Origin of the sequence: Bacillus sp. RO2, from assembly GCF_012911845.1 — a bacterium.
In the GTDB taxonomy this organism is placed as follows: domain Bacteria; phylum Bacillota; class Bacilli; order Bacillales; family Bacillaceae_I; genus Sutcliffiella_A.
Window position 1 is genome coordinate 56557 of sequence record NZ_JAAXCU010000046.1, and the last position, 13635, is coordinate 70191.

Annotated in this window: 16 protein-coding genes; 5 read left to right on the forward strand and 11 right to left on the reverse strand. The window is 38.7% G+C overall.

What is annotated here, in order from left to right; genetic code table 11:
- Window positions 1-41: 41 nt before the first annotated feature.
- The 3 genes from HF078_RS14130 to HF078_RS14140 all read right to left on the reverse strand — a co-directional run bounded on the left by HF078_RS14130 (window position 42) and on the right by HF078_RS14140 (window position 2903).
- A complete protein-coding gene (locus HF078_RS14130; protein ID WP_169291738.1) occupies window positions 42-638 on the reverse strand; it encodes a hypothetical protein in 597 nt (198 codons plus the stop codon).
- A gap of 24 nt (window positions 639-662) precedes the next feature.
- Window positions 663-1175, reverse strand: coding sequence for an NUDIX domain-containing protein (locus HF078_RS14135; protein ID WP_169291739.1), 513 nt, complete (start codon window positions 1173-1175; stop codon window positions 663-665).
- Between the two features lie 126 nt (window positions 1176-1301).
- Complete coding sequence (locus tag HF078_RS14140; protein WP_169291740.1) at window positions 1302-2903, reverse strand: M20/M25/M40 family metallo-hydrolase; 1602 nt, start codon at window positions 2901-2903, stop codon at window positions 1302-1304.
- A gap of 138 nt (window positions 2904-3041) precedes the next feature.
- Here HF078_RS14140 and namA point away from each other — a divergent pair, with 138 nt between their 5' ends.
- On the forward strand, window positions 3042-4058 hold the full coding sequence (namA, locus tag HF078_RS14145) for an NADPH dehydrogenase NamA (RefSeq protein ID WP_169291741.1): 1017 nt from the start codon (window positions 3042-3044) through the stop codon (window positions 4056-4058).
- Between the two features lie 35 nt (window positions 4059-4093).
- Here namA and HF078_RS14150 read toward each other — a convergent pair whose 3' ends face one another.
- From HF078_RS14150 to rnz, 3 genes are all read right to left on the reverse strand, one after another.
- On the reverse strand, window positions 4094-5035 hold the full coding sequence (locus tag HF078_RS14150) for a hypothetical protein (protein WP_169291742.1): 942 nt from the start codon (window positions 5033-5035) through the stop codon (window positions 4094-4096).
- A gap of 96 nt (window positions 5036-5131) precedes the next feature.
- A complete protein-coding gene (locus HF078_RS14155) occupies window positions 5132-5830 on the reverse strand; it encodes a class I SAM-dependent methyltransferase (protein WP_169291743.1) in 699 nt (232 codons plus the stop codon).
- Window positions 5831-6173: 343 nt separating this feature from the next.
- Window positions 6174-7094 (reverse strand): ribonuclease Z, encoded by a 921-nt coding sequence (gene rnz / locus HF078_RS14160; protein ID WP_169291744.1) that lies wholly within the window; start codon window positions 7092-7094, stop codon window positions 6174-6176.
- A gap of 107 nt (window positions 7095-7201) precedes the next feature.
- Between rnz and HF078_RS14165 the strand changes: the two genes are divergently transcribed.
- From HF078_RS14165 to HF078_RS14175, 3 genes are all read left to right on the forward strand, one after another.
- Window positions 7202-8038, forward strand: a complete 837-nt coding sequence (locus HF078_RS14165) for an HAD family hydrolase (RefSeq protein ID WP_169291745.1) — start codon at window positions 7202-7204, stop codon at window positions 8036-8038.
- A gap of 106 nt (window positions 8039-8144) precedes the next feature.
- A complete protein-coding gene (locus HF078_RS14170) occupies window positions 8145-8351 on the forward strand; it encodes a hypothetical protein (RefSeq protein WP_060666442.1) in 207 nt (68 codons plus the stop codon).
- Window positions 8341-8538 (forward strand): hypothetical protein, encoded by a 198-nt coding sequence (locus tag HF078_RS14175; protein ID WP_169291746.1) that lies wholly within the window; start codon window positions 8341-8343, stop codon window positions 8536-8538. Before HF078_RS14170 ends, HF078_RS14175 begins: the two co-directional genes overlap by 11 nt.
- Here the strand turns inward: HF078_RS14175 and yunB are convergent, their stop codons facing one another.
- The 3 genes from yunB to HF078_RS14190 form a co-directional block, all read right to left on the reverse strand.
- The gene (gene yunB, locus HF078_RS14180; RefSeq protein ID WP_169291747.1) at window positions 8539-9336 is read right to left on the reverse strand and encodes a sporulation protein YunB; all 798 of its coding nucleotides are present in this window, start codon (window positions 9334-9336) and stop codon (window positions 8539-8541) included. It abuts the gene before it with no gap.
- Between the two features lie 110 nt (window positions 9337-9446).
- Window positions 9447-10700: a DNA polymerase IV gene (locus HF078_RS14185; RefSeq protein ID WP_169291748.1), complete on the reverse strand. Its 1254-nt coding sequence runs from the start codon at window positions 10698-10700 to the stop codon at window positions 9447-9449.
- A gap of 29 nt (window positions 10701-10729) precedes the next feature.
- Window positions 10730-11149 carry a MarR family winged helix-turn-helix transcriptional regulator gene (locus HF078_RS14190; protein ID WP_169291749.1) on the reverse strand — a complete coding sequence of 140 codons (420 nt, stop codon included), beginning with the start codon at window positions 11147-11149 and terminating at the stop codon, window positions 10730-10732.
- A 172-nt stretch (window positions 11150-11321) separates the two neighbouring features.
- Between HF078_RS14190 and HF078_RS14195 the strand changes: the two genes are divergently transcribed.
- Window positions 11322-11744, forward strand: a complete 423-nt coding sequence (locus HF078_RS14195; protein WP_169291750.1) for an organic hydroperoxide resistance protein — start codon at window positions 11322-11324, stop codon at window positions 11742-11744.
- A 93-nt stretch (window positions 11745-11837) separates the two neighbouring features.
- Here HF078_RS14195 and HF078_RS14200 read toward each other — a convergent pair whose 3' ends face one another.
- Window positions 11838-12305, reverse strand: coding sequence for a chemotaxis protein CheW (locus HF078_RS14200; RefSeq protein ID WP_169291751.1), 468 nt, complete (start codon window positions 12303-12305; stop codon window positions 11838-11840).
- 84 nt (window positions 12306-12389) lie between these two features.
- Window positions 12390-13508, reverse strand: coding sequence for a tripeptidase T (locus HF078_RS14205; RefSeq protein WP_169291752.1), 1119 nt, complete (start codon window positions 13506-13508; stop codon window positions 12390-12392).
- Between the last annotated feature and the right edge of the window lie 127 nt (window positions 13509-13635).

The following is a 13635-nucleotide window of genomic DNA, read 5'->3' on the forward strand; positions in this document are numbered from 1 at the left end:
ACCACAAAAAAAACCACCAGCCTCAACAGCTGCTGTTGGTTCTAAAAACTATCATTCTCGCTTCTTATAAGAGCACCGGACGAAGCATCATAAAGCTCCCTATAAATAAATGAACATTCATCTTTATCAGAACAATTGTTGTAGATGTACTCTATAGTTAATGATGGGCTTCTAGTACCACTCATATTACCCGCATTAATATTAGAGTGATAAGGCGCAGTATAATATGCCCGCATTAGTGTTAGGTCACCATCCGAAGTAGACTGTAATCGTTCAAAGCTCACAGCCACATGTTTATCCCACCCCTCAGGGAAAAGCCTTTCTTTTACAATGGAATTGGATATCTCCGCATGTACCATCATCACACCTAAAAGAACCAAATATGCCGAGCAAATATACATAATAAGACGAAGAGGCTTCCAACGGACGGACTTATTTCGAAAGGTATATAAAGCATTCCAAATAGGAATAAGTAACCACATTAATAACGGTAATCCAAAAAAAGAACCGATGATTGTGATTTGGCCGTATGTATCTAATGGGTGAGCAGGATTAAAGATGAAAAAAATAAGATAATATATCCAAATATATACAGTGGCTTTAAACCACAAGGACATTTCACTCCCTATAAACTTCATAAAGAAGCCTCAACATAATAAAATTTAACGATTGCCTCCACATACTCTCCCCATTTCCAAACAATTCTCTAAAATAGCTTGATAAACTTTGTTCCAGCCCTCATAATAATTTGATACCTCTGCCGGTTTAATAAAGATCCTTTCCATAGATTCATATTCGGCTCTAAAACTATGAAACTTCGTAATATCCATTCTATAAAAAACCTGATATCCTACTTTCGGATATGGACTTTCCTCATTCCAATTCGGATTTACATGATGATCGACCACAATGAAACCAAGCAAGCGGCAATCTCCTTCTACATACCCCTCCTCCATTGCTTCCCTTTGAAAACACATTTCTGGGGTTTCATTGAGTTCAACATGCCCACCAGGAAAATCCCATCCTCTATCTTTGAGGTTGATAAGCATCAGCTTATCCTGAAAAAAGCAATAGCCATGAGCGCTAGTTATCAGATTTCTTGGTGGAAGTTGAGATTGCTTGTCCCAGGTTAATTGAACGATTGAATCGCCCCAAGTTACTTGAATAGATGTCATGCGCATCAAACTCCAATCATAGATCATATATGACAATTTTAACATAATTAACCAATCGCTGTTGGTTTTTTGACCTAATAAAAAGCCTGTCCAGAAAGCCTAGGCTCTCCAAACAGACTTACATCATTATAAATTCTTCACAAAATCAGCCAGTATCGGCGGAAATTCCTCAAATGAAAATTTCACATTCAATCTCTCCGTCCATTGATGAGGGTCCTTCCCTACTGGCCCCAAGTTGAACACCGGCATCTGCAATGCTTCCATCTCTGCAAATGGTAAGGAGTATGTCGCCCCGTAAACCGGAATATTGAATGACAAACGGTCTTTTGCCGAAAAGTCCCCTTTGCCTATGAAACTCAAATCACATAAGCCCGAAAAATAGCGCTGCTCATTGAATTCAACATTCGCATCCACTTTCCACTTTTGAATGAATTGTCGAGCAGAATCCAATAACACCTTATTGTCCGTAGCCACCGCAGGATAATATGGAGGCGCAAAAAACAAAATGATCATCGGACCCAAATCCTTACAGAGCGAGGCAACTTCTTCTACAACTTTGATGGACTGCTCTCTTTCATCTAAATGCAAATTGGATACAATCACCGAAGAAATTCTCATATCCATTTCCTGATCCCCATGGATGGCTTTTGCCTTTTCCAGAATTTCTTCATAGGTATATACCGCTACGTCTACAGGCATTTCCGTAAAAGACGTAAAACGCTTAAACTGGTCGGCTTTTCCTTTGCAAAATTCATTGATATTCTTTGCCGCCTGTTTTGCAATTCGAAGGAAATCTGCCTCCCAATCCATCAGTGACTTTTCCATAAAAAGGACATTGTATAACGTCACCGCAGTGTGTGGAATCTGCACCGAATATTCCATTTTTAGATCCTTTTGTATCAAGCTAGTAGGAGGTGGTGTGACTTCCGCACCTACCTGCTCACACAGATCTGTATTCCACTCCATTAATTTTTGAATCTCTGAAACCATCAAATTAGCATTAAGGCCAGCCAACGGTTCACCTACATGCGTTTCTTTTCCGTAGCAGAAAAAGCCAGGCAATAATTTACCTATTGCGCCAGTATAAAGATAAAGGTTGTTGTCACCAGGGTATTTTTGAAACATTGGTTCCGAATTGACGCAAGCCTTATAATTCAAATCATGCGTAGAAGCCAGATCAGCCAAAGCAGGCAAAGCCTGAAGCATACCTTGAGAGTTCACCTCTTCATCTGGGACTGCCAATAAAAGCAGGTTTACATCCCATTTCTCGTCAATTGCTTTTTCCAGGAGAGACATTTGCAGTGCCAGTCCCGCTTTCATATCCATGACCCCTCTGCCAAACAACCAATCTCCTGATAAAAGATGTTCCTTCGCTTCAGCAGGAAGTGCATCGGCATTGTTCTCCAGTTCCCGCGTGAGCTCAACCGGTTGAAAGGCCAAGTCCTTTAGAAAACCATAATCCTCCACCCCTACTACATCAAAATGACTGACAAGCACAATCGTTTCTTTCTTCTCAGATTGCTTCACTAAAGCAGTAACAAAAGAACGCCCATCTTCCATACGATGCAGCTCCAGATTCCCAGGATTCTCTTGGAAATAATCTAGATGATTCAGTTGATAATAAATAAAGGAAGCCAATCGCTTCTCTTCCCCTGATAATGTCACACTTCCGTGCTGGACAAGGGATACAAGTAGATTTGTCAACTGCTCTTTCGTTTGCCAGTGCATCTCCCATCCTCCTCTAGATAGTAGTATTTTGCTCCTATCATACTACTAATTTTAGAAAATGAACACCTATCTTTTGGTGGGAACAAAAACGTTTGATATAATATTTTAGGAACTCGAAATATATAGGAGGAGTCACTTATGAATTCAGCATTATTTTCCCCATATACAGTAAAAGGCGTCACACTAAAAAATAGGATTGTCATGTCTCCGATGTGCATGTATTCCAGTCATAATGAAGATGGGCATGTTCAAGATTGGCATATGACTCACTATGTATCCCGTGCAGTCGGCCAAGTAGGGCTAATTATGGTAGAAGCAACATCTGTCCAACCACAAGGCCGTATTTCTCCACAAGATCTTGGAATTTGGAACGACGAACATATTAAAGGATTCCAAGAACTAAACAGACAAATCAAGGTCCATGGATCCAAAACTGCCATCCAGCTTGCTCATGCCGGCAGAAAAGCAATGGTAGACGGCGACATCTATGCACCAACTGCTTTGGCATTTAACGAAAAAATGAAAACCCCTGTGGAAATGTCTACAGAAGATATAAAAGAAACGATCGCTGCATTTGTGGAAGGCGCCAAACGTTCCAAGGAAGCAGGATTTGATATTATTGAACTTCACGGTGCTCATGGATATTTAATCAATGAATTCTTATCACCCCTTACGAACAAACGTAAAGACGAATACGGTGGAAGTACAGAAAATCGCTACCGCTTCCTTCGTGACATCATTGATGGCGTAAATGAAGTATGGGATGGACCATTATTTGTCCGTGTATCAGCCAATGACTACCACCCTGAAGGCTTAACAGCAGAAGACTATGTAATCTATGCAAAATGGATGAAGGAGCAAGGAGTAGACCTGGTCGATGTCAGCTCAGGTGCAGTGGTGCCGGCAGCCATTGATGTGTATCCTGGCTACCAGGTTGGTTTTGCAGAAACGATCAAATCCGGTGCAGACATTGATACTGGTGCTGTAGGATTAATTACTTCCGGTTTGCAAGCAGAAGAAATTTTACGAAACAATCGTGCAGATTTGATTTTTGTGGCAAGAGAACTACTACGTGACCCTTACTGGCCGAGAACAGCGGCGAAACAACTGGGGGTTGAAATTGAATCTCCAAAACAATATGACCGTTCTTGGTAATATAAACGGCCACTCTTCAGAGTGGCCGCTTTCTTTTAATTTGATGACTCAAGCAGGTTTTTCTTTTTTTCTTTAACAGTACGCAACTCTTCTTCCATTTGATCTCGCTGGCATTTTAAACTTCCAAGCAACCTAGAAACTCTTCCGATAATTTGAGATGTTTGATCATAGCTTTCTGTAATTTTCCCGTGTACCATCCAATCGACAATCAACCCGTCAAAGAAGTAATCAGCAAAAGTGAGCATTCCGCCCACTTCAATCGTAGAGTCAAAATGATGCTTGATATCAAGTAACTCATCTTGGAACACTCTCAACTTATTCTGTGCATGGTGAATATGTTTTTTTGCTTCATCCAAGCGGCTATGTTTCATAGCAGTGGAAACCATTCCGCCGCCGAACATATCAAACGTGGACCAGCCTTTTGCAGAATCTAAGGAAGATAACGCTCGCTCCAAAGCATGCAATGCCAATTGGCCGGCATCAATCGCTTCATTGTATTCATTTAAATTCGATTGCAGGTCTGCTTCCTTATCCGCTAATTCAAATAATTTCACACTCCATACAGAGTGAGAGTCGTGAATAAGCTTTTCCTTTTCGCGGATAATCTTTTCATATTTAATTGGAGCATTGGCAACTGTTGTAAGCAACGCTTGAAACTCACCTAGCTCCCGTTCAACATCCTGTATCGTTTCAACAGCTTCGGTATATTTTAGTTTTGCAGCTAAAGCTTCTTTCTGTTCTTGGTCAAGTTTCTCTAGCTTTTTGCCGATCATCGAATAGAAAACACTCGTCAGTGTAAAGCCTTCAAGACGTGCAACATCACCTTCTTCTTTTTCTAAAAGCGACTCCAGCTGATCTTTTTTACGCTTTTCTTCTGTCAAATATGTATCCAGTCTTTCAATATGCTCTTCGTACTTTGCTTTCTTACGCAGGTTGTCTTTCACTTCTAATAACTCTTGGTTTAGATTTGTAAACAAGATAAATCCCCCTTTAATTAAACTCTCATAATCTATTTACGAACGAAAGCTCAATTAGTTTCAGGTTCTCAAGTCATAATGCCTTTTTATGTATTTCTATTTAACTTGCATCAAACTTGTCCATAGAAATGCCTCGCCAAAAATATCATTTACTTGCGGATCTTTTACCATTTCTCTGAATTCAATTATCTTAAAATCCTTAGAAAAAATACGCATCAATCGTTCTTCCGAATACCCAATGCCCCTGTGCATGCTTCCTTGTTTATAAACATCCCAATCAGCAGTTTCTGCAGCCGCTTTTGTATTAAAGCAAACCAGACCGAAGTGACCATCTTTTTTAAGAGCTTTTTTTATTGTTTCTACATAGCTCAATCTGCGATGTGGAGCAAGGTGATGGAACATGCCACTGTCATAAACAAAATCATAAGTGTTGAGTTCGAATTTGTAGTCAAAAAGGGAAGCATGGTGAAAGTTGATATCCACTTTTTCAGAAAAAGCCCTTTCTCTGGCCCAATTCAATGCACTTTCCGAGATATCAATAGCATCTACTATACAACCCATTTTTGCTAAATATATTGCATTCCTCCCCGGTCCACATCCTATCTCTAATACTCGCTTAGGTAACAGACCGTTCTCCAGATAAGAAACTAAATTTTCATCCGGACCATTCACTTTAAAGAATGGGATTTCCTTGTTTCTATCCTTATAAAAGTCATTCCAAAAAGCCTCCGGTTCTCTTAGAAGTCCGTCTAACATTTCGTATAGATCTTCATTATTTATTATTTCTTTAGCCATCTTATCTCCCCCTTACCTTATATGTAATATTGTACCAATATTCTATCTATTAATTGTTACACCCCTTTTAAAGTTAGGTGAAATAGATAAAATTGGAATCCGTTATTCCCTATTAAATCTCTATCTAACGCAATTCTAATCCCCATATTTTAATTCTAATTCCACTAATTGATGTATAAGGTATGGACGCACATAATAATGTTCCACCCCACCTAAAATCATTCTAGCTAATGATGTATTACCCACTCACTCCCCTCCTTTGTAACATTCGTAATGAAAATGTAACAAACAAATCAAAAGAAGACGATTACCTCAAAAGTAATCGTCCTACCCCATAATTATTTTATTTTATCGCAATTACATCAAAATCGTTTGCCACTACCGTGTTAGAAAATATCTCCTTTGCCTCTTCCATTAATGTGAGAACATCCTCAAGCTGGTACCTCGCACTTATGTGCGTTAAGAGCAATTGTTTCGCTCCTGCATCCTTGGCAACCTGTGCCGCCTGTACAGTAGTGGAATGAAAATACTCCTTTGCAAGCAATTCGTCCTTTGCTGCAAAAGTTGCTTCATGAATTAGAACATCCGCAACTTCCGCTAGCTCAACAGAAACAGGAGTGTACCTTGTATCCCCAAGTATTGTGATCACCTTCCCTTTTTTAGGAGGACCGATATAATCTTTTCCTTCTACTATTCTGCCGTCAGAAAGGGTGACGCTTTTTCCCTCTTTTAGATCTTGGAGGTGTGGGCCAGATGGAATCTTGCTTTGCTTAACTTTGTCCATTAATAATGCACCTGGTAAGTCTTTCTGAACAATTCTAAAGCCAAAAGAAGGAATTCCATGGAAAAGTTTTTTCCCTTTTATGGTGAAATCCGCTTCTTCCAAAAGCAATCCTTCTTCTTCAAACTCTTCAAAAAATAAGGGATACTTCACATGTGTCATACTCACTCGCAAAGAGGTTTCTATATACTCTTTTATCCCTACCGGCCCGTAAACCGTCAACGGTGTTTCCCCACCTTGAAAAGAACGGCTACTTAACAATCCAGGCAAGCCGAATATATGATCTCCGTGTAAGTGTGTGATAAAAATCTTGGTGATCTTTCTTGGTTTTAATGATGTATGTAAAATTTGGTGCTGTGTTGCTTCCCCACAATCAAAGAGCCACACAGAGCCCTCTTTATCATCTATATGTAATGCCAGCGAAGATACATTTCGGTGCTTTGCAGGAACACCAGAACCTGTACCTAAAAAAGTTAGTTTCATCTTCATCCGCTCCTCTTGTTCCATTATACTCAAAAAAGAAAATTTCCATAATACTATCAATGAATATAGTACAATGATAATATCTTGGAAAAAGGAGAATGGATGCTATGGATAACATTTCTACAATCGTGTTTGACCTCGACGGAACTCTTTATGAGGACACCCATCACTTTCAGTATTATGCCGATCTTTTAAAAAACAAATTGCCTGCGGAAGTACAGCCCAAGTTTGAAGAAGACTATACAGCTATTGAAGCAGGTACACATACGCTTAAGATGGGTAGGGTGTATGACGCTAAAAAGGATCTAATTCTAGCACATATTGATGGCAAGGTATCTAAAGGCTGGACTTGGGATGGAGTGGAAGTATCAAAAACAGAACTTACCTCTTATTATCCTGATACTCTTCAATTTGACCTGTTTGATATGCTCAGTATCGGAGATCTATGGTGGGTACCGGTTTCCATTGCCAAGCACTACGGATTAAGCAGCGAGGAAGCATATGCGGCATTTCTTCAAACCAGAGAACATATGATGACAGATGACTTCGTATTAGAACCATTAGCAGAGTTTGCTAGTGTATTAGAGAAACTTCATAAAAAATACACTTTAATTCTTATGACAAATAGCCCACAGACAGACAGCGATGTCATATTGAAAAAACTCGGATTTACTTCTTATTTCCATGAAAAAATTTATGAAGCTAATAAACCGGTAAATACAACAGATCGTCTTTCATACATATCTCAACAACACCATGTTCCTTACAGCCAAATGCTGAGCGTGGGCGATAACTATATAAATGAAATTCTTCCTGCCGCATTATTGGGTTGTAGTACAATTTGTATCGATCCTTTTGACCTCTTTAAAGAAAGTGAAGCAACCTATACAGTTTCAGGATTAACAGATCTCTCCATGCTATTAGATAAATCCTTTTTGAAATAACACTTCACGGTGTTATTTTTTTTGAATAAAACGCTTGCTTTTAGAACGTTTGTTCGATTATAATGAAAACAGAACAAACGTTCTAAATACTAATGAGGTGATACTAATGAAGTTAATCCAACAATCTTTTTACGTCATATTAAAACTATTGGCTGTTTCCGGTTTTGCCATTCTTTTTTATGTGATGATGACAGATAAGACAAGCAATGCCCCTATGTTCATGCTGAGCTTAATGACTTCCCTTAGTTTAATTGCAATCCCTGGGATGAAGAATGTAATCAATAACTACGAAGAGACTCATCATGAATCCTGATCCTTCTTCCGTTTCCAAGGAAACTGCTCTCGAAATTGCAAAAAGATTAATCCATTATAATGTTACTAATGACTTGGATATAATCAGCTACGTAGTGGATGTCTGTAAAGAAGATGTCGTTGACTACCTGAAAAAACCAACAAAATTAAAAAAAGCCCTGCAATCGAACATCACAGGACCAGGTTAATCAGTTATTATTCTTTTGTTCTTCTACTGGAATCTCTGGGATAATAACTGGTGCAACTCCTCCACCACCGCTTCCACTTTCATGATAATACATCGGAACTTTTCCTGGAATCACTAAGTCTCCTATTTTTACAGAGTTATTTATCTCCATTGGCTGTTCTACCAACGGGATGATAATGTTCATTTTTACGCTTACGTTTACATAAACCTCTATAACTGTATTATTTATTCCTGTTTCAATTACTTTGGTCTCCACATTCGAGATAACATCTCCTAGTATTTCAAACCGTACTGGTATTTTGGGACCAAGGTTGGAAAAAAGGGTCGTTTTAGTTGCCATCCCCAATGGAACCTTATAAACGATCCCATTCTGCTTTTTTGATTCTTCGTAATCTATGTTTAAATCATTTTTATATGATTCCATTCCTTCCAGATTACCTTCTTCTAAGAAGTCCAAATACCTTTGAACTCGTAATGTAGTTTCTGAAATGACTGTGTTAACTACTTTGTGATTGGTACTAAATGCCACATGATCTGTTCCTTCATTCAGAACGATAATTAATTCCTCGGGATTCAAACTGTTTGCGATCTTCTTTGATACGGCATCATTAATAGCTTGCGTTGCAATCTGACGAGCTTTCGTTTCCGCTATACTCCTTAAACTAGGCTCCAAATTTTTATTAATTATGACCAAACTAAATACCGTCAAAATGTTAAATAAAATAAACGTAATTAAAAACACATACTTTATTGGCAGTGGCCCACTTTTCAATAGGGAAGTCCGACGCATTCTCCTCATAGTTGCAATCCTCCTCCCCTTATATATATATGATTGTTGGACAGATTATTAATCATTTTTTTAGTATTAAAAAACCTGTAAACCAAATTGGTCTACAGATCAGAAATTGCTTATTCTAGAAAATCCTTTTGAAAACTAGTCGTTATTTTAGCCTTTGAGCCCACATCCGCAGTATTCTTATTCTTAATACCCCTTTTAATAATCCCCTTCCCAAACTTATCTTCTAGATCCTGAAGGGTTTTATGCAGCGGCTCTTTTTTGGCATCCTCTTGAAACGTAAAAAGGTCCAACTGTTTAAAGGAATCATCCTTTTCCACAAGTTCTTGTGCAGTTACACCCAATAAGCGTACAGGCTCCCCATCCCAATGCTTTCTAAGCAAAAACATAGCCGCTTCCTTGATATCCTTTTCACCTTCTACTGGGTTGGAAAGCTTTCGGCTCCTTGTCACCGTATGATGAAGACCATACCTTATCATTAGCTGAATGTTATGACTGAGCACAGATTTCCGCTTCATTCTTGCACTCACAGAAGAAGAGAGCTTTTCAATAGTCTTTTCTAACAAACGTTCATCGTCTGTATCTTTTGGTAAGGTAGTGGAGTTTCCAATACTTTTGAATTCAGAGACACTATCGGGATCAACAGGGCGGTTATCCTCACCATTTGCTCGATTTTTCAGCCTCTCTCCATTAATACCAAGGAGATGCTTTAATTGGTAATCATTACCCTCTGCCAATTCTCCTATTGTAGTAATATTAATTGTCATTAATTTTTCGGCAGTCTTGGCCCCTACACCATGCATTTCCCCCACTTTCATAGGCCAGAGTATTTTCTCGATTTCTCTTTTCCTGAGGATAGTAATTCCCATCGGCTTTTTCATATCCGAAGCCATCTTTGCCAAAAATTTATTTGGGGCAATCCCAATGCTGCACGGCAATAATAGTTCCTTGTGTAACCTCATCTGGATTTCTTCTGCTATTTGTAAGGGCGTTAAATGTCCAGAATAATCTGTGACATCTATGTAACCTTCATCGATGGAAACCGGTTCAACCAAGTCTGTATACTCTCTTAAAAGATCAAACATGGCTTGGGAACTTTTTCTGTACCTATCAAAGTTTGGTTTTCGCACTATAAGTTGAGGACATTTTTGTCTTGCCTCCCATAGAGGCATCGTTGTTTTTACACCAAATGCTCTTGCTTCATAGCTACAAGTGACGATGATGCCTCTTCGTTCTTCTACATTTCCCGCAATCGCTACGGGCTTTCCCTTAAGCAATGGGTCATATGCCATTTCAACAGATGCGTAGAAGCTATTCATATCTACATGGAAGATTATTCGATGTCCCTTTGTTGTTTTTCCATTCATACAATCCACCCTAAACTTCTCTGCCTATTTTAATTTACAACCAGCTTTGTAAGGAGTTCGCTTAATGCTTTTAGTTCATCAGTATCTAATGATACTTTTTCGAGAAACTTGTTTGGGATACACTCAACCTTTTTGTTTAAGTCCATTCCTTTCGGAGTAAGAGTTATCACAACACTTCGTTCATCTTTTTTAGAGCGACTTCTTGTAATTAATTGATTGGTTTCCATACGCTTTAGCATTGGAGTTAAAGTACCAGAGTCCAGAATTAGCTTTTCACCTAACTCCTTCACAGATATTGCATCCTTTTCCCACAATACCAATAGTACTAGATACTGAGAATAAGTTATTCCCAACTCATCTAAGTACGACCTATATAATTTCATCATTTTTTTTTCTGCAGAGTAAATTTTAAAACAAAGTTGATTATCTAGTTTTAAGTTGCTTTCCATACATCTATCTCCTTTAAATCTCAATACTACTATTGTACAACTCACTTACCTTATACACAAATTCCTTTTACACAACTTATTAGTTGACTAAATAATTAACACACGATATGATAGTTAAGAATTAAGTTTTGCACAATATAATTTTAAACAACTAAAAGGAGTGAGTTTTCACATGGATGCATTATATACTGCGAAAGTAACAGCCTCCGGGGGTAGAGCGGGGAAAATTAAAAGTGAAGATGGGACTTTAGATCTTGCACTTGCAATGCCAAAATCATTAGGCGGAACAGAAAAAGAGGGCGCAACTAATCCAGAACAACTATTTGCAGCAGGATATTCCGCTTGTTTTGACAGTGCACTGAACCTTGTTGCACGACAAGCGCGCCAGAAAATCGATTCGGAAGTAATTGCAGAAGTTTCTATAGGGAAAGATACTGATGGTGGTTTTAAATTGGCGGTTATATTAAATGTGAGCATAAGTGGCGTTACTCAAGAAGAAGCAGAAAAGCTCGTTAAACAAGCTCACGAAGTTTGCCCTTATTCTAAAGCAACGAGAGGTAATATCGAAGTAGAATTAGTAACTAAAGCAGAATAAAATTAACAAGACCACCGGCAATTAAGCTGGTGGCCTTTATTTGTATAGACTTATTATGTATACTGTCGTGGTCATAAGAGAAATATTAAATTTCTATATAGTAGAAGATTCTACTGCATCCTTGATACGGTGAACTTTTTCAAGGCTCGCCACTAAATTATTCGGTTCAATAATTGCAATCAGTCGACTATCAAGATTTACCATTCCGTTTATATACGGAGATGACTGAAATGCCAACACACTTAAATCCTTAATAGCCTCTTTTTTCACATCCAGTATTTCCTTTGCGTCTTCTACTAATAACCCTACAGAAAGTTCCGATGTTTGCACTACAATTAAACGTGTTTTATCGTTTACTTCAATCGGGTCAGAAAATAATATATGCTTTACGTCAAGAACTGGTATTAGTTGTCCCCTTACTTTCATAAGGCCTTTTAGATAAGCTTCCATTTCAGGTAAAGCTGTAACGGTTCCAAGCTTTTCGATAGACACCACATATTCAACTGGTATTCCATACTCTTCTTCTTTTGCTTCAAAAATCACTAGTTTCTTGGATTCCATGACTTTTCTCCTATTCTCCCTTTTTCTCTATTATAAAACAAGGTATAAAAAAAAGCTTGGCAATTTCACCAAGCTTTCCCAATATTATTTTGCTACTTCTTTCATGATACTGACAACCAGTTCCGTTGTTTTAATTAATTCTTCAATTGGCATTCTTTCATTTGTCGTATGAATTTCTTCATATCCAACCGCAAGATTGACTGTTGGAACGCCAAATCCTGCGATAACATTGGCATCACTGCCTCCGCCACTACGTTGAAGTTCAGGCGTTCTGCCGATTTCCGTAACTGCACGCTTTGCCACTTCCACCACATGATCGCCATCAGCAAATTTGAAGCCTGGGTACATAACGTCTACTGTTACTTCTGCACGGCCACCCATGTCTGCTGCAACTGTTTCAAATGCATCCTTCATTTTTGCAACTTGTGTTTCCATTTTTTCAGGAACTAAAGAGCGTGCTTCTGCTAGTATATCCACACGGTCGCACACGATATTTGTTGGTCCGCCACCTTCAAAACGTCCGATGTTTGCAGTCGTTTCTTCATCAATACGGCCTAAAGGCATTTTTGCAATGGATTTTGCTGCAATCGTAATCGCTGAAATTCCTTTTTCCGGTGCAACTCCAGCATGAGCCGTCTTCCCGTATATCGTTGCCTTTACTTTAGCTTGTGTAGGCGCTGCAACGATAATGTTTCCAACTGTTCCATCGCTATCAAGAGCAAAACCGAATTTTGCAGTTACTAAAGCTGGATCTAGAGCTTTTGCTCCTACAAGGCCGGATTCTTCACCGACTGTGATAATGAACTCGATTTTACCGTGTTCGATGTTATTTTCTTTTAGTACTTTTACCGCTTCAAGCATGGCAGCAAGACCTGCTTTGTCATCTGCTCCAAGGATAGTTGTACCGTCAGTCACAATGTAACCGTCTTTAATGGATGGTTTGATTCCCTTGCCTGGAACTACTGTGTCCATATGAGACGTAAAATAAATGGTATCCACACCATCTTTTGTGCCTTCTAATGTACAGATCAGGTTACCTGCACCATGTCCCGTTTCATTCATGGTATCATCTTCTACTACTTGGACACCAAGAGCAGAAAATTTCTCTTTTAATACTTTGCAAATCTCTGTTTCAAATCTTGTTTCTGAGTCTACCTGTACAAGCTCTAAAAATTCTTCGACAAGTCTGTCTCTGTTAATCATATGTATGTTCCTCCTACTACTTTTTGAATCCCATCCTATTATAACCTATTCATGCGATTTTTTCCTTGCTTGAGCCTACACCAATAAAAAAGATAGCAGGCTTATTTCACCTACTATCTCTCGTCAT